The sequence below is a fragment of the Spirosoma montaniterrae genome (genome assembly GCF_001988955.1).
GTDB lineage: Bacteria > Bacteroidota > Bacteroidia > Cytophagales > Spirosomataceae > Spirosoma > Spirosoma montaniterrae.
In genome coordinates this window covers 3,851,616-3,869,455 of sequence record NZ_CP014263.1, presented here as the reverse complement: position 1 = coordinate 3,869,455, position 17,840 = coordinate 3,851,616, and the positions used below count along the sequence as shown (strand labels likewise).

The 17,840-nt window shown below is 53.5% G+C and carries 9 protein-coding genes; 3 read left to right on the top strand and 6 right to left on the bottom strand.

The window, feature by feature from the left end; translation table 11 throughout:
- Positions 1 to 16 precede the first annotated feature (16 nt).
- From AWR27_RS16670 to AWR27_RS16655, 4 genes are all read right to left on the bottom strand, one after another.
- Positions 17 to 886 (bottom strand): alpha-1,2-fucosyltransferase, encoded by an 870-nt coding sequence (locus AWR27_RS16670; protein WP_077132212.1) that lies wholly within the window; start codon positions 884 to 886, stop codon positions 17 to 19.
- Between the two features lie 22 nt (positions 887 to 908).
- A complete protein-coding gene (locus tag AWR27_RS16665; protein ID WP_077134039.1) occupies positions 909 to 1,862 on the bottom strand; it encodes a hypothetical protein in 954 nt (317 codons plus the stop codon).
- A 20-nt stretch (positions 1,863 to 1,882) separates the two neighbouring features.
- Positions 1,883 to 3,004, bottom strand: a complete 1,122-nt coding sequence (locus tag AWR27_RS16660; RefSeq protein WP_077132211.1) for a glycosyltransferase family 4 protein — start codon at positions 3,002 to 3,004, stop codon at positions 1,883 to 1,885.
- 103 nt (positions 3,005 to 3,107) lie between these two features.
- Positions 3,108 to 3,884: a 4'-phosphopantetheinyl transferase family protein gene (locus AWR27_RS16655; protein WP_077132210.1), complete on the bottom strand. Its 777-nt coding sequence runs from the start codon at positions 3,882 to 3,884 to the stop codon at positions 3,108 to 3,110.
- Between the two features lie 216 nt (positions 3,885 to 4,100).
- On the opposite strand from AWR27_RS16655, the gene AWR27_RS16650 reads away from it, so the two are divergent.
- The 3 genes from AWR27_RS16650 to AWR27_RS16640 are packed head-to-tail and all read left to right on the top strand — an operon-like array spanning position 4,101 to position 7,122.
- Positions 4,101 to 5,006, top strand: a complete 906-nt coding sequence (locus tag AWR27_RS16650) for a gliding motility-associated C-terminal domain-containing protein (protein ID WP_077132209.1) — start codon at positions 4,101 to 4,103, stop codon at positions 5,004 to 5,006.
- Between the two features lie 55 nt (positions 5,007 to 5,061).
- Positions 5,062 to 5,640, top strand: a complete 579-nt coding sequence (locus AWR27_RS16645) for a hypothetical protein (RefSeq protein WP_077132208.1) — start codon at positions 5,062 to 5,064, stop codon at positions 5,638 to 5,640.
- Positions 5,641 to 5,685: 45 nt separating this feature from the next.
- Positions 5,686 to 7,122, top strand: coding sequence for an MOP flippase family protein (locus AWR27_RS16640; protein ID WP_077132207.1), 1,437 nt, complete (start codon positions 5,686 to 5,688; stop codon positions 7,120 to 7,122).
- Between the two features lie 41 nt (positions 7,123 to 7,163).
- Here the strand turns inward: AWR27_RS16640 and AWR27_RS16635 are convergent, their stop codons facing one another.
- Both AWR27_RS16635 and AWR27_RS16630 read right to left on the bottom strand, forming a co-directional pair.
- Entirely contained in the window at positions 7,164 to 11,186 is a 4,023-nt protein-coding gene (locus tag AWR27_RS16635; protein ID WP_077132206.1) for a non-ribosomal peptide synthetase, read from the bottom strand.
- Entirely contained in the window at positions 11,146 to 17,835 is a 6,690-nt protein-coding gene (locus AWR27_RS16630) for a type I polyketide synthase (RefSeq protein ID WP_077132205.1), read from the bottom strand. The genes AWR27_RS16635 and AWR27_RS16630 overlap by 41 nt, the downstream gene beginning before the upstream one ends.
- Positions 17,836 to 17,840 lie beyond the last annotated feature (5 nt).

Here is a 17,840-nt window from a genome sequence, read left to right as displayed (position 1 = left end):
AGAACATAGTCAGGTATTACAGGCGCAGCCAGGATGACGGAGTCAGATCGCTGGTATCGAACGGTTTATTGCTAAACCAGATTTTAGGAGCAATTACTACTTTATCAGGGGCTGGATTGAGCCAGGCACCCCACCAGCTAAACGAGCTGTTGGCAATGATGTGATGTCGGCACAGGCTCATCAGTTCCAGATCATCGACTTCGGCGTCGGTTCCTTCGTTCACGACAAATTCGTGCGGCAAATCGACCAGTAAGTTCTGGCGCACCCAATCGGGATCATCGCTGAAAATAAAAAGCGTTGGATTGGCTACCTGCGTTTTCAGCCTGCTGATGGCAGCCATATAATAATCTAACCCAATGAATCCGAACGATTTACTGAAATCGGCGTGTGTTACGTAGTCGCCCCGCCGAACGTGTACCGATACCGGTGTCTGGCTTTGTGCGATGGCCTGTTTGTACGCTGAAAAGCGCGGCCCAGCCTGCCTCCGAAAGGTAAGCTCCTGCCGAATCTGATCGGCACAATCGGCAAAATATTGCTCAGTCTGCCAATAGCCGTTGAGCATAAGAAAAGGAGCGCGTAAATGTATTGCGGCTGGGTCGTAATGAAAATGGGGTTCCGTATAGGTTTTAATCAAACCGGGCAGCGAGCGGTTCAGCAACAACCGCGATGCTTTCTGAATGTAACGATACAACGACGTGTCGAGCACGTTGTAATCGATAGAAAACCGATCTAACTTAAAATGCCGTACCGTATCGGTTTCGTAAGTCTGGTGGTAATAGCGCAGGTCGAACCATAGGTCGGCCTGGTTTTGCAGAGCCAGCCGCCGACCTATGGCATACTGAAAAAGCTGATTGCCTAACCCACTCGTAATAGACGTAATCACCATAGTTAAATGCCTGCCTGTATTTTTAAAAATAGCGGTTTACGTACTCGAAAACGTCATCAGCACATTTGGCGTGGAGAATTTTCGCCCCGGAAAATGCCGGGAAAATAGTACTGTATTCGTCGAAATAATGCTCAAACCCCCCGCCCGGATGTGATAGAATAATATTGATGCCGCCGAAATAGCTGGCTAAAGCGGCTGTGCCGCCGTGCATCGAAATAAAGCGGTCGGCGTTGGCATATACCATAAGCTGCAACTGGTTGAAATTCATCAGTTTGTCGCTATGAGTCTGGTAGAGGTCATTCATGAGTAATACCTCCGGGTGCTGTTGGCGCAACCACTCGTGTTCGTTCAGGTCCATAATCTCGCTGTTATCGCCAATGATCTGAGTCGACAGCGGGCGATTGTATACAATCTGATACGTGTGTTTGCAGGTGCTGACAATACGGTCTAAAGCGTCGATGCTCAGGAAATTGATCGGCGGCTTATCCCATTCAATGTTGTATTTATTGGCAATAACCAGCAGCGGTTTATCGTAGCGAAACAGGTCGTTCTGGTAATGTTTTTTAAACGGCACCGGCACCCACTTCGAATAATCGAACGATGGGCTGTGGGTCATGTTAGGGAAATTATAATTGCCGTATCCATCCTGCCAAATTCGCTTCGTATATTTCTCCGTATGGTTCTCGCTGAAAAAATAGAACGGTTTGGTTGCCTGGCAGGATATGGTTTGCTTCAGCGTTCCGTTCAGGTAATGCCAGTAAGTAAACGGCAGCACGTAGCGTAGCTCATGTTCAAACTCGCCCTGAAAATCAATGACTTTGTAGGGTTTCTTCTGTGCATAATCGCGTATGAAAAACGGAAGCTGACTCAGCCGGGCGTAGAAATTATCCCGAACAAAGTAGCGCAGGTCGCCTTTGTAGCGCGGATATCGCAGGGCTGCAAACAGGTATAATACTTTGAGCAATAGCGATTGCATAGTAACAGAAACAAACAAAATCAACGACAATTTTTGTACACCTCCAGCAGCTTACAGGCCGTGTGTTGCCACGAAAACCCAGCCGCGCGGGCCAGTCCCCGACGGCGTAAATCGGCTCGCAGACCGGCGTCGGTAAGCAGCCGGTGAAGCTGGTCGGCCATCGCCCGCGGTGAAGCCGGGTCGGCCAGCAGAGCCGCATCGCCCGCTACTTCGGGCATGGCCGACGTGCTGGCCGTTAGTACGGGCGTTCCGCAGGCCATCGACTCCAGAATAGGCAAGCCGAAACTTTCGCGGAGCGACGGGCACATGAAGACCGTAGCGCAGTTGTACACCAATGGCAATTCGGCGTTGGGAATGTAGCCGCTCAGGATAATATTTTCCGAAAGCGTTTGCCCGCCAATGCTGTTCAGCAGCCCCTCAACATAGGCTCTTGATACGTTCGACATCACGAAGGGCAAAGAAAGTTGCCCCCGTTTTTTCAGTAACAACAAGGCTTTCAATACATTCGGTACGTTCTTTTTCGGGTCGGTGTTGCCGAGGAAAAAAATAAACTGATCGGGCAGTTTGTAACGTACCCGAACGTCGGCCAGCCGGGCCGGTTCGTCGACAAGCCGAAATGCCGGACTTACGGCGTTGTGAATCGTGACAATACGCGCCGGATCGATGTGCATGTGGTCGATGATGCGCTGCCGTTCAAAATCCGAAACCGTAATAATCTGGTGGGCCGTTTTTACCACGTTCAGCACGTTCCAGCGTCGGTACAGGTTGCCCAATCGCTGATACCAATTGCCGCCTACTACCGCTTTTTCCAGAAAAATGATGTCGTGCAACGTTAGCACGACCGGCACCGAACAGCGCACGGGCGCGGTGTTGGCCGTGCAGTGCAGCAGGTCGAGGTTGTAGTCGCGAACGGCTTTGGGCAGGGCGTACTGCTCCCAGATTGGGTACGGTCCACCGGGCAACTCAATCAGTGTCAGATTCGGCGCAGTGGGCAAACCGGCGCGGGCCGTATCGGGTTTCACAAACACAAAAAACTCATGCTCCGGGTGTTGTACTAAAGCCCGGAGTGCCTCTAAAGCAACGATGTCCATCCCGTGTTTGTGTGGGCGTAACAGTCGCTGGGCTTCAATGCCAATTCGCATACCAGATACGATGGGTTTATCTATATGACTGTGTTGGTCCAGATTCGTCAGCAAAATCGCACGTTCAGGAACAACTATTGTTTATTCGGTCGTAAAAACGCCGTTAGGCGTCATATACGTTTGTGATGATACTTGTTTTGTCGAGCGAAAAAAACTGAGGGTAACTTGTGGCGAGTGGATACGCGAGTGCAGCTACATAATCGTTAGCCACCGAAAACCCGTAGACGTGCCATAAGTCGGTGTTGGCAATCCAATGTGCGGGCAGTATGTGTTGCCCCGTCAGGCAGGGGAGCCGGGCAAAATCGTCGTCAATGCCTTTGGCGACTGCTTTGGCAAGAGCTTCTTTCCGGGTCCAGAGGTCGAAAAATGCCTTCGACGGGCTATCGGCTGCGTTTATCCAGTGCTGTTCGTCAATGGAAAAACTGGTGGGGAGCATGTCGGCAAAGGCAAAATCAGTCCGAATCGGCTCAACGTCTATACCAATCGGCTGATGCCCGAACGCCAGCAGCAGCCACTCGCCCGCGTGCGACACATTGAACTGAAAATCAGGTCGGTTTGCTAAGGCTGGTTTTTGGTTGTGCCCGGCCACAAGCGGCACGTCGATAGGACGCAGGCCGGTGTAGCGGTGAATAAGCAGACGAAGCAGCCCCCGGCCCGTCACGAAGCGCAGCCGGTCGGCAGGCTGCTGGTAGCGCATGGCCCGTGTCTGCTCGTTGGGGGGCAGCATACCGAACAAAGCCGACACAATAGCCTGATCGTCAGTTACTCGAAATCGAAAAACAGCCGGGCCACTACGTAGTGAAAATACTACATCAGCCTGCCAGCAAATGGTTGGCAAATCAATGCACTGAACAATGGCAGGAGCGTGAGATGGCTGCATGGATTTGATGCAAAATTACGCAATTCTGACTTCTTTTTAGTAGACGTAATTGGCTGAACGTTAATTAAATGCTGTTCTATGTTAGTGACGATCCCGTAGATCTATAGTCTAAACAATGCTATGGATGTGGTGCGGATTTGTCGGACGAATCGAAAAGGTGGGCAGCTCACTCCAGCGATTATAGTTTCCGTAACTATCTTTCTGGTCATCTGTCTGATGGATTCATTTACAGGCCGGGCACAAACGTGTACTAATCAGACGGGTAATCTACTGCTTAACGAAACGTTTGGGCAGGGCAATAACCGCCCGTCGCTGGTTGGCAAAATGACCTATGCGTACACAGACGACCCATGCCCTGTTGATGGTAAATACACTGTAACCAACCGCGTAGATGGCAACTGTTTTCTGACAGCATGGCATTCAATCGGTCAGGACCACACCGGAAATGCTAATGGTAATCTGTTGATAATCAACGCGTCGGCTGAGCCGGGCGTCTTCTATCAGCAATCTGCCGATGGGCTATGTGGCGGTGCAAGCTACGAATTTTCGGTCTGGGGCATCAACCTGCTCGAACCCGGTTCCTGCACAACGACCCTGCCGCCCTATCTGGCCGTTAGCGTGGAGTCGGCGAGTGGGCGGGTGCTGGAACAGGTCGATCTGGGTATTATTCCGGAAACAACGCAACCGACCTGGACACGATACGCGGCTGTGTTTACAGTACCCGATACCGACGAGCGGGTGATTATCAAACTCATAAACAAACAGGGCGAAGCGGGCTGCGGTAACGACATGGCCCTCGATGACCTGCAACTGCGGCAATGTACGTCCTGTACGCCCCTGTCCGTATTTGCGCCAGATGCATTTACGCCCAACAACGACGGCCTGAACGACGAGTTTGTGGTGCGGCTTCGGGGCGTTTATTCATATAATCTCAACATTTATGATCGCTGGGGGAGTGTTGTTTTCTCCAGCAACACGCTGTCTGACCGCTGGAATGGCACGTATAATGGCGCACTTTGCTTGCCAGGTGCCTACAGTTGGGTTGTTAGCTATCAGTTTGCCGGATCGTCGGAGGTGTCGGAGCAGTATGTACAGAAAGGTCGTGTATTATTATTGCGGTAGTTCAGTTCTGAACTGAGAAATCGCCAGAAATAAGTTATATCATACCACCTAACTTATGATCGTACCTAAACGATTATTTTTGTCGATGTTCGGTGTGCGAAGTCGTCGAAACGATTGGACGGCCCAGCAGCAGGATACGCGTGAAGCATTGCTCAGTACGTTTGTGAACCTGACGCCATCGGGTAGTTTGCTCATTGATATTGGGCATTCGCTCGGTGTGAATGAAGACCAGCAGGCTCGCCTGCGTGGTAGCTTTATCCGAACGGTGTCGCCAAAACCGGCACCATCCGCAGCCGGGTTAGCGGTAGGCGGCTCTCCGTGGATGGAGTCAGACTGGATTGATGACGAAGTTGCCGATGCACGGCAGCATGGGCTGCGGGTTGGCGGTATTCGGATCGATGCGGCCAGTTTTGATTACGTATTGCTACAGGAGTGGCTTGTGGTAATTCGGGAAGATAAACCCGTTTTATGCATTGATCTGCCCGACGATCAGGACCGGGACCGGGCGTTAGACCTGCTCGGCGCACTCGGTTATGTAGTCTATACAATTCATGACAATCAGCTAATACGATTCGTTAATAGCCCGGCCTGGCTCGAAACGGGTCAGCAAAGCCTGATATGCGTGACCGCATAAACCCATGTCTGTACGCCATGCAGACAGCCATCAACAACGTATTGTATGAGTAATACCAGTAAAGCCATGAACGGGGGAAAATGGATTACCCTGTCTACGGTCATTTTTACCCTGCTTCAGTTCGGTCAGGTAGCCGTATTGGCCCGGCTGCTCCATCCGGCTGACTTTGGCATTGTCAGCGTTAGTGGGCTGATTATTGCTTTTTTTGGTATTTTCTCCAATCTGGGCTTTGCTAACTCGATCATTTACAAACAGGAGGATAATCAGCGGGTATTGTCTACCCTCTATTACCTTAACCTGCTGGTAGGGTTTATCATATTCGGGCTGGTTCATTTGAGCGTACCGCTCATTGTGCTGTTTTACAAAGAGCCTCGCTTAGAGCCAGTTATCCGGTTAGCTTCCTTCTACTTTCTGATTGTCTTCTTCGGACAGATGTTTCATTTTCTGCTGGAGAAAGAGCTTCGTTTTCGCTCGGTAGCGTTAATCGATATTGGTGGTGGCCTGATCGGAACAGCGGCTACCGTAACGCTGGCCTACAAAGGCTATCACGAAATGTCGCTTATTGCCGGTTCGCTGGTAGGGCAGACCTTTCGGACAATGTTGCAGATTATTGCCGGCTGGGGCTTGCTGAAACTCAAGTGGGTTTTTCTATTTCGCGACATTCGCGAACACTTGCGTTTTGGACTCTACAACATTGGCGATGGCTTGCTTGGCTTTGTGCAGGGTAACTCCGACAATATTTTTATCGGCGGTCTGCTGGGCGTCGAGCAGTTGGGTTATTATACCATTGCGTATCAGTTGGCTATTTTCCCAATCACTAAACTGAACCCGATTATTTTACAGGTGGCCTACCCGATTCTGGCAAAAATGAAGGATAACGTAGCCAGTTTGCGCGGGTCGTACCTGAAAATATTAGATTTTATCAGCTACTGCAACATGCCGTTGCTGGCCGGGTTATTTATCACGGCAGACAGCGTTATCCCGCTCATTTACGGGCCGGGCTGGGAGGAAACGATTCACCTGATCCGAATTTTTATTTTTGTCAGCCTGCTAACCTGCATCAGCCACCCAATGTATACGCTGGCTTTCACACGCGGCAAGCCGAATTTGCTTTTTTACCTGAATCTGGGAACGCTGATTGTCAAAATCCCAATCGTATACGTACTGGGTAAGTACATGGGCGTTACGGGGGCCGCGCTGGCTCTGCTACTGGCAACCCTGTTCAACCTCATGGCTAACTTTGTGGTGGTGCATAAGCTAATCGGTCCGTTTTTCAGCGATTTTCTCCGCAACATTGCCAAACCGGCTCTGTTTTCCCTGATTATGGTAGGGGTGGTACTGGCCTATAAAGTAACCGTTGGCAACGACGGCATCGGGCACACAGCCGTGCAGGTGATTCTTGGAGGGCTTACCTATGCCGGGTTGACGTTAGCATTTAAAATGTCGTTCGCCGAAATCAGAAACTACCAACAGGCCATGTAAATCTGAGGGCCGCGATTGTACGTTTCGCCCCCAACACCCTGTCAGCGGTTATCTAACGCTTTTTGTAACGCTTTGGCGAGAGCTACGTCATTGGGTGGATTCATAATGGTTTCGTGATCGCCCGGTACATCGTGAACCCGAACGCCTTTCAGGGCAAATTCGCGCCAGCCTAAGTGGGTGTAGTCGTCCACGAAATACAGGCGGGTCATTGCCCGAAACAGGTCGAGCGTTCCGTTGTAGGGTCGCAGGGCGTAGTTGTTGAAAGCGGCCTCATGCTTCGCCATGATGCGGTCCATATGAGCCAGTTCGCCTTCAGGAAGTTCTTCCTTGTACAATCCTAATTTCTCACCAAAGTCTTTGAATCGCCAGATAAAGTAATTTTTCTGATAATCGATTGTTTCTTTTGGGTGCTTTATAAACGACCGCAGAACCCACAGTAGCTTGGGGAACTGCCGCCCGATGCGCCAGATAAGCCGGGCACCTTTGGTGTGTTGGGCCGCCAACGCCTGTGCGTCGGTGTCGAACATAGCCAACATCTTGATTTCCTTACCCATGGCTGTCAATTGCTGGGCCATCTCGTAGGCTACGTAGCCCCCGAATGAATAGCCCGCAATGGCGTAAGGACCGTCGGGGTTTTGCTCCAGCACCTCCTGAATGTAGCAATGCGCAATGGCTTCCATGCTATCCAATGGCTCCTCGGTGCCGTCGAGTCCTCGTGCCTGAAGGCCATATATTGGCTGTTCGGCGTCCAAATTTTTGATAAGACTGCTGAAGTTGAGCAGGTTAAGGCCGATGCCGTGGATAACGTAAAGCGGTGCTTTGCTGCCCTGCGGCTTGATAGCAACGAGTGATTTCCAGGTCATGACGGGTTTCTCAGGTTGAATCAGTTCGGCTAACTTTCGAATTGTAGGATATTCAAATAACGACGATAGCGGTAATCGACGGCCCGTATGCTTTTCGAGTCGGTTCATCACCTGCACAGCAATCAGCGAATGCCCCCCCAACTCAAAGAAATTCGCGTCGATGTTGATCGTCTTCATCCCTAACACATCCTGCCAGACAGACGCCACCAACTGTTCCTCATCCGTTTGTGGTTCTGTTGGCAAAGCCGCCCGCTCAGGTTGCTGATTCGGACGAGGCAACGCTTTCCGGTCAATCTTCCCGTTGGCCGTAACGGGCAGTTCCGATAGCAGCACGATGTGGCTGGGCAGCATATAGTCGGGCAACATGCGCTTGATACCCTCGCGCCAGACCCGAATTTGGGCGTCACTATCAACAATGGGGTAGCCGGGAACTACGTAGGCCACTAACCGCTGATCGCCGGGCGTATCTTCGCGGGCCATTACCACGGCATTTTTTACGCCCGGCTGTGCCAGAAGCTGATGCTCTACTTCGGCTACTTCAATCCGGTGTCCACGAATTTTGACCTGCTGGTCAACGCGCCCCAGATACTGAATGTCGCCGTTGGGCAGGCGTTTGCCGAGGTCGCCGGTGCGATATAGCCGTTCGTTGGTTTGTTGGGCAAAGGGGTTCTGAACAAATTTTTGGGCCGTTAGTTCGGGCTGATTCAGGTAGCCGTTTGCCAGCCCGTCGCCTGCAATACAAAGTTCGCCTGCTTCGCCATCGGGCAGTTGACGCAGTTGTTCATCAATAAAATAGACCTGCGTGTTGGCAATCGGCTGACCGATGTTGATGGGTTCGTCGGGGTCAGTGATATGCTTACCCGTGGCGTAAATTGTGGTTTCGGTAGGGCCGTAGTAATTCCAGAGCGACCGGCACAACGCCAGCAGTTTTCGGGACAGATCGGCAGGAAGGGCTTCGGCGCAGGCAATTGCTTTCAGGTTTTTGTTGCCCGACCAGCCCGTTTCGAGCAGCAACCGCCAGGTAGCGGGTGTAGTTTGCAGAAACGTAACGCGCCTATCCTGAAGCAGTTGAGCCACCGCTTGCCCATCGCGGGCCGTGGCCGTGTCAACTACCACCAATTCCATGCCCGTAATCAGTGCCGTATAAATTTCAACTGTCGATAAGTCGAAGGCAATAGTTGCCATTGTCAGCGTCACGTCGGCAGGGGTGAGGTGCTGCGTTTGCTGAACGTGCAACAACACATTAACGACGCTGTGGTGTCGAATCAGCGCACCTTTGGGGCGGCCCGTTGTGCCCGACGTGTATAGCACATATGCCAAATCCTGCCCCGATGAGGGTATCGTGGGGGGCGTTGTCGGAAACCGCGCCAGCATAGGCTTTGCATCGGCCAAATTCACTTCCCGAACAGGGAGCTTTGTTCGATTGTGGTAAGTTTCCGACGTCACCAAAACCCGGCATGATGCATCGGCCAGCATAAACTCGATCCGCTCAGCCGGATGCTGCGGATCGACGGGTACATAGGCCGCACCTGTTTTTAGAATTGCCAACAAACTGACAATCAGGTCGAGCGAGCGGTCGACGGCTAAGCCAACAAATTCGCCGGGCCGAACGCCCGTTTCAATCAGGCAGTGAGCCAGTTGATTCGCGCGTTCGTCCAACGCGCGGTATGTCAGCGTATCGTTGCCGAAGCGCAGGGCCACCTTATCAGGAAACTGGCTGGCGGTTTCACTGATGAGCGTATGCAACGATTTTTCTCTCGGATAAGATACCGCCGTAGCGGATTGCGAAACCGCTGCCAGCCCCGTTGTTTCAGCAATGTTCAGATCAATATCCTGCAACTGTATGTCGGGATTTTCGACTACCGTTTGCAGTAATTTTTCAAATTGTTTGTGAAAACGCCGGATGGTTTCGGGTCGAAACAGATTGGTATTGTAGGCCCATTCCAGCACTAAATGCTGGTCGGACCCCGTTGCATTGAGCGATAGCTCGAACGTTGACGCCGAGCGGGGGTTGCTGATGAATTGATAGGTAAGTCCCTCAAAATGAACATCATTGTCGAGCCCCATATCGACGTTAAACACCACCGGCACCAACGGAATGCGCGAGGTATCGCGGGGCACGCGCATTTTCTTGAGTAAACTTCCGAACGTAAGCCGCTGGTGTTCAAGCGCGTCGAGCAGGCCGGTTTTGCGTTGTTTCAAAAAGTCCCGAAATGGCAGCGTACCAACCGGGCGGCTCCGTAGTGGCAGCAGGTTTACGCAGTGCCCAATCAGGCGCAGATGACCCGTTGCCGACTGCCCGGCTGCGGGTAAACCAAGCACGATGTCTTGCTGACCACTGAGCCGGGATAGCAGCACCTCGAACGACGCCATGAGGGTTGTCACGAAACTGCAACCGGCTTTGATACCCATCTGCCGAACGGCTTTTACCAACCTGTCGTCAAGCGCGTAATCGGCCCGGTCGCCTGCGTAGCTACGCAACACCGGGCGGGGCGCGTCGGTAGGCAGGTTCAGTACGGGTATCGAATCGGCGTACTGATTGAGCCAGAACTGTTCAATTTTTTGATATTCAGCACTTTGTGAGAAAGAGAGTTGCTCAGTTGCATACGTGCTGAACCGTTCGGGCGGGGGCAGGTTGGGCGTCGATTGCCGGGCATAAGCCGAATAAAGCTGGCCTAAGTCCTGCAACAGAATACCCAGCGACCAGCCGTCGCAAACGATGTGATGAGCCGTGAACGTAAAATGATGGTCAGTTTCCGATAGCCGGATCAGCCCACCTTTCACCAGCGGGCCGTTTTGCAGATCGAACGCGTGGTCGATGTCGCCCCGCACGTAGTCGGCTAAACGCTTCGTTTGGTCGTCGGGTTTTTCGCCCGAAGCGTCGACAAACGTAAAATCGACAGGAACTTCGCCGAAGATGCAAATCTGACGACCATCTGCACTGAATGCCGACCGCAGTCCCTCGTGCCGCTGAACCAACGCCCGGAACGCCTGCTCAAACGCCACCCGGCTCAGCGTACCCCGAAAGCGGAGTGATACTGATTCATTGAACGACCGATTGGCATCGTCGCCACCGAGTTGGCAGGCGAGCCAAATTTCAGTTTGAGGTTCAGTTGACGAGATAACCTGAACTAATTCAGGGCCAGCAAACGGATCGAAATCAACCGCTGTAAGGATTAGGTTGGTAGTGCGTTCCGTCATCAGTAGTTAGATCAACTTGCAAAAATTTACCCGGCAGATCAGGATTTTCGATGAACCAGGCCGGCTTGCCATTCGGGTCACGACCTAACCGCGCACCCGAAACCGGTGGCGCATCTGGTGCGAAAAATAGCCCGTTTTCTGCCGTTTTAGCAATTGGTTTCGACAACGCCGGCAAGAAGCCAGCATCAATTAGTTCGTCAAAACTATCTGCAAAATAGGAAATTATCGTATTTATTTCGTCATTGGTATGCGCTTCGGTGATAAAACAAGGGAAGCCATCCCAAACATGGATGCCTTTTTCACGCATGAGCGTAAATATAAGTTCACCATATTGTAACTCCTCCTTGAATTTTAATTTCCAGAGCGAACCGAATTGGGCTGCAAATAGCGGTAACTGCCGCTTTTCCGCGATAGCATTCAGCGCATTAGCCAGATACGCTGCTTTTTGCGTTAATTTTTCCTGAAGCGATGGCCCCTGCTCAAGCATGTAGGTGAGCGATGCCTTTGCTGCCGCCAGCGCAAGCGGATGCCGCACAAACGTACCGGCAAAGTAGGTAACGCCAATTTCCGGCACCGATGCGTCGCCATATTGCCAGAAACCACCATCGAGGGCATCCATGAATTCGCGCTTACCGGCTATAACGCCGATGGGAATACCGGCACCCACAACCTTACCATACGACGCCAGATCAGCCCGAATACCAAATAAAGCCTGCGCCCCACCCGGATGCGACCGGAAGCCTGTGATGACCTCGTCGAAAATCAAAGCCGTTCCCGACGCTGCCGTGATGGCCCGCACTTTTTTCAGAAACTCAACAGGTACAAACTCTGGTCGGCGGCTTTGTACCGGCTCTACCAGCACAGCCGCCAATTCGTGTGCCCGCTCGCGGATGATGCGTAGACTTTCGTCGGTGCCGTATTCCAGAATCAGCATGTTCTGCACGGCTTCGGGCATGATACCGGGAGCCGCCGGAAACGACTTCAGCTTTTTGGTGCCGCGTACCAGCACCTCGTCGTTGATGCCGTGATACGACCCCGTAAAAGCCACAATCAGTGATCGCCCCGTAATGGTGCGGGCAATCCGCATCGTACCCAGCACGGCTTCCGACCCGGTGCTGCACAGCGCGGCCCGGTCGGCACCGGTCAGTTGGCAAATCATCTGGCAAACTTCGCCCGCCAGTTCGTGTTGTGGACCAACTTCAAAGCCGTTTTCAATTTGGTCATGCAACGCCTGCTTAATCAGGTCAGGCTGATAGCCCAACATATTCGAGCCAAACCCATTGAGCGCGTCGATGTATTCATTGCCGTCGATATCCCACAGGCGGCTACCCTTCGAGCGGTTAACCACTAACGGATACACGATTTCTTTGGTTAACGGTCGGAAGCCCGTCACCACGCGGGGGTCGGCCATCTGGGCGCGGTGTTGCTGGGCGTAAGCTTTGCTACGGGCTGTTTTGCGGTTATATCGCTCCGTCAGGTCGGCCAGAAAATCGGCCTGTTTGGCTGTCAGTCCCGATGCCTGCCGTTCGATGCGGGCCGTAGCTCCGAAGGGTTTTTTTAGCTCGACTTCTTCTTCGGGCGTCAAGTCCGGCATTTTTACCGACACAACGCTGGCGGGCTTATCCGGCTGTTTCGTTGACTGAGTAACTGGCGCGGGCGTTGGTTGCGAATTACCCTGCAACAGCGCAACCTGCTGTGCCAGCAAATGCAACTGCTGTGCAATCAGATCAATAGCCGGATTAGGGGTTGTGGGCAACGGCTGTGCCAATACCGCCTGACCGTTCAGTGCGGGCGCAACAGGCGTGTTGACTGGCGCGGTAGCTGGTCGATATGCATCGGCGGGCAAGACTTGATCGAGGTGCGCAGCCAGCCGGGCGGGCGTATCGAACTCGCTGGTCAGTTGCCGGAATGTAATGGGTACGCCAAATTCGTTTTTCAGTGTAATGGCTACCTGCGTGAGTAGCAGCGAATCGAGGCCAATTTCCAGGAAACTGAGCGTTGCGTCAACGCCTGCCATGTCGAGGCCCGACGCGTCTTCGAGCAACTCGTTGATACGATTGATGAGCGTTTCGATGCGCATAACTGGTGTGTACGGTTGAGTAGTGATTAGGTTGGTCTGGTGCGGCATAGCCGGTGCTTGTATGGACTCTATCGCGACGGATTCAGGTTGCGCGGCTTCAATCCAGCAACGTTTACGGTCGAAGGCATAGGTAGGTAATGCGATGCGGGTGCGCAACTGTTCGCCGTAGAAGCTGGTCCAGTCGGGTTGCAGCCCTGCCTGCCAGAGCTGGCCCAGCGTAGTAAGTACAGACTGGTATACCAACAATCTATCCGTCTGATTATCAAGACCGGGTAAAATAACGGTGGTTTTTCTGGTCGTTTGCTGCCGGGCGAATGTTGTTGCTGCCTTGCCGGGGCCAACTTCCAGCAGGATCGGGTTATCGGTCGCAAAAATAGTATCGAGCGCATCGGCAAATCGGACGGTTTCGCGCAGGTGTCGCGCCCAGTATTGCGGGTCGGTAGCCTGGGCGTCGGTCAGGTAGCCGCCCGTCAGCGTCGAAACAATCGGCTTTTGTGGTCGGTGTAACGTGATTGTACCAACCAATTCGGCGAATGGTGTAAGCACCGGGTCCATCATTGCCGAATGAAAGGCATGACTCGTAGCCAGAATTCGGTTTGGAATATCGCGCTCATCGAGCAGACGGGCAAAGTCGGCAATGTCTTCATCGGCCCCCGCTACTACGCAGAGGTTTCGGCTGTTGAGAGCCGCTATCGAGAGCGTATCGGGCAGCAGCGACCGAACCGTATCGACATTCAGGCGCACCGACAACATGCTGCCGCGTGGTAATTCGCTGATAAGTCGTCCGCGTGTGGCAACCAGCCGGAGCGCGTCGGGCAGACTAAATACGCCTGCGAGGTGAGCCGCTACAAATTCGCCCACACTATGCCCACACAACAGCGTAGGCTCGATGCCCCAACTCATCCAGAGTTTCGCCAGCGCGTACTCCGTAACAAACAGCGCGGGTTGGGTGTAGCGGGTGTTATTCAGGCGTTGCTCGGCTTTGGCGTCGCCCGGTGCTGCATAGAGAATCTGCCGAATGTCAAGGTCTATATAATCGGTCAGTAGCTCGGCGCAAGTGTCGATTGCCTGCCGAAACACGGTTTCGTGGTCGTACAACACCTTGCCCATACCGACAAACTGCGAGCCTTGTCCCGGAAACAGAAACGCTGTTTCGCCGGGCGCATCGACCGGTGCCGATGCAGCATTTGCCGTAAGCTGCGCCTGTAGCTGTTCTGTAGAATCGGCAATAGCGAACCGCCGATACTGGAAATTACGCCGGGTTGTTTGCAGGGTGTACGCTACGTCGGCGAGTGCGACGCTGGGTTGTTTTTGCAGAAAACGGGCTAATTTCTGGGCGTAAGCGTCGCAACTCGTGGCTGTTTTTGCCGACCAGCTAATCAATTGAAGCGGTCGCGAACGGGTCGACTCCGTCGTCACTGGACCAACCGCTCCGGCTTCTTCCAATACCACATGCACGTTGGTGCCGCCCACGCCGAACGAACTAACGCCCGCCCGACGAGGCTCTTCAGAAGTTGACGTCCAGCTTGTTAGTTCTGTGTTGACAAAAAACGGACTATTAGCGAAGTCGATGGATGGATTTGGTCTGGAGAAACCGACCGATGCCGGTAACTGACGGTGTTGCAGAGCCAGAACCGTTTTGATTATCCCGGCCACGCCAGCCGCCTGCGTAAGGTGTCCGAGATTACTTTTGATGGAACCAATGGCACAGAACTGTTTTTCGGCCTGCTCGCCGAACGCCATCGTCAATCCCTCAACTTCAATCGGGTCGCCCAGCGGAGTGGCCGTACCATGTGCTTCTACGTAGCTAATGCTGGCCGGGTCTACCTGCGCGTCGGCCAGTGCCATCCGAATGGCTCCGGCCTGTCCTTCGGCGTTGGGGGCCATAAAACTGCCTTTACCACCACCGTCGTTATTGACGCCGACGCCTTTGATGACTGCGTAAATAGTGTCGCCATCGCGCCGGGCCGCAGCCGCCGGTTTGAGCAGTACCACGCCCGCTCCGTCGCTGAAAACCGTTCCGGTGGCGTCGGCATCGAACGAGCGCGTATGCCCGTCGCGGCTGTACATGGTTCCTTCCTGATAAGTATGCCCGCTGTTGATAGGGGCGGTCAGGCTGGCCCCGCCTGCCAGAGCCAGCTCGCACTGCCCACTACGCAGGCTCTGAACGGCCTGGGCAATTGCCAGCAGCGAGGTTGAGCAGGCTGAATAGACGCTCACTGCCGGGCCATTCAGATTCAACTGATAAGCCGTTCGCGATGCGATGTAATCTTTCTCATTCAGGCTCATGACCTGAAATGCACCCACCTGCTCAATCAGATCAGGCCGGGTTCTGACGTTGTTGAGGTAGTACGTATTATTGCCGCAGCCCGCAAATACACCAATCTGAGTTGTGTTTTTTGGGGTCAGATAGCCGGTCTGTTCCAGCGTTTCCCAGGCGATTTCCAGAAAAAGCCGCTGTTGCGGGTCCATCAACTGGGCCAACGTGGGCGTCAGGCCAAAAAATGCGGCATCGAATTGATCGGCGTTGTTCAACACGCCCCTCGCTCTTACGTAGAGGGGGTCTTGCCGCTGCGAATCAGGGATGGTGGTATCTAATTCGGTATCGCTGAAAAACCGGACGGTTTCGCGCCCGTCTTTCAGTATGCTCCAGAGTTCGTCAACCGAATCAGCCCCCGGAAAACGTCCGGCCATGCCAATAATGGCAATGTCCGTGTCGTCAGCAACGCGGGTGGAAACCCGCGATGGATTAGTTGTAGCTTCTATGTTAACATCGCGGGTTTCCATCGGAACGCCAACCGCCCGCGTTACATAGTTCGCTACGCCAGCCGCCGTTGGGAACTGGTAAAGTTTGGTGATGGGCAGTGTATAGCCGCGTTGTAGCAGGGCCGCTACGGTTTTCTGCGCCAAAAGGGAGTTGCCACCCAGTTCAAAGAAATTATCGTCGGTGCCTACCCGGTCGAGTTGGAGCAGATCGGTCCAGATGGTTGTAATGGCTCGTTCGGCGTCGGTTCTGGGTTTGCGATACGCCCCCAGCGAGGCAGGCCGTGTGCGTTTGGGATCAGGTAGTTTTTTGCGGTCTACTTTACCACTCGTCGTTTTGGGCAGGTCGCTCAGCCAGATAAACGCCGACGGCATCATAAACTCCGGCAGTTGATCGGCCACGGCCCGGCGCACGGCGATTTCGTCGGGGTGCCCGCTTGCCGATACTACATAGGCAATCAACCGTTTCTGCCCGTCGGCTCCTTCGCGGGCTACAACTACGGCCTGCCGGATGGTCTGCACCCGATTGATGACCACCTCAATTTCGCCCAGTTCGACCCGATGACCGCGAATTTTAACCTGATCGTCGCGCCGACCCAAAAAATCGATTTCACCGTTGGGCAGGCGTCGGCCCAGATCGCCGGTTCGGTAAACGCGTTCTGTTAGCCCATTGGGCAACGTGAGTGTTATGAATTTTTCGTTAGTCAGTTCGGGCCGGTTCACATAGCCCTCGGCCACACATGCGCCACCAAAACATAGTTCTCCCGTTTCGCTATCGGGCAGTACGGCCCCGGTTTCGCCCAGCACATAGAGCGTCACGTTGTCGATGGGTTTGCCAATGTTGGGCAGGGCGGGCCAGGTTGCCGGGTCGCCGGTCAGGGCGAGTTGCGTAACGACGTGGCATTCGGTCGGGCCATACTGATTGAACAGCGTACAACCGGGCAGAGCCGCGAAAAAGGCAGCTACCTGGGGCGTGATTTTCAGTTGCTCCCCGGCGGTCATCACCTCGCGCAAAGCCGATGGAAACCGGTTGGTTGTTACGGCTATTTCGGCGAGATACTGCAACGCCACGAACGGCAAAAACAGCCGGTTAATGCCTTGCTTGTCAATAAATGAGAGCAGGGCAGCTAAATCCAGCCGTAAGGTTTCATCGATGAGCAGCAGCGTGCCGCCTGTGGTCAGCGTAGCAAAAATTTCCTGAAACGATACGTCGAAGCTAAGCGGAGCCAGTTGCAGCGTTCGGGTAGCTGGCCCGGCCACAGACTGCGTGCGCTGCCAGTTCAGCAGGTTCACCAGTGGGGCGTGGCCCATTGAAACGCCTTTGGGCGTACCGGTCGAGCCGGAGGTGTACAGCACATAGGCCGCACTACCCTGTTGAACAGTAACGTTTTCAGGCGTCTCCTTGGCGCGTTGACTGGGGTCAACAATCCGCAGTCCAAGCTCAGCAAACAAGGTGGCATCGCTGCCTGCTGCCACAACCGTTTGCAGACCCGAATCGCTGATAATTTCCTGAAGACGTTGCGTCGGGTAAGCCGGGTCGAGGGGCAGGTAAGCTTTACCGGCTTTCAGAATAGCCAGTAGGCCAACTACCATCTCTACACCGCGCGTTGTGCTGATGCCTATGCGTTCGGCAGACGAATTAACGCTATTAATGACCTGACTAAGCTGGTCGGCCTGTTCATTCAGTTGCCGATACGTCAGGGTTTGTTCATTGAATACAACGGCTATCTGTTCAGGATTGGCCTGAACAGCCTCTTCAACGAGTTGATGAACGAAAAGGTCAGAACGTTGAAACGATGTGTGCATAGGGT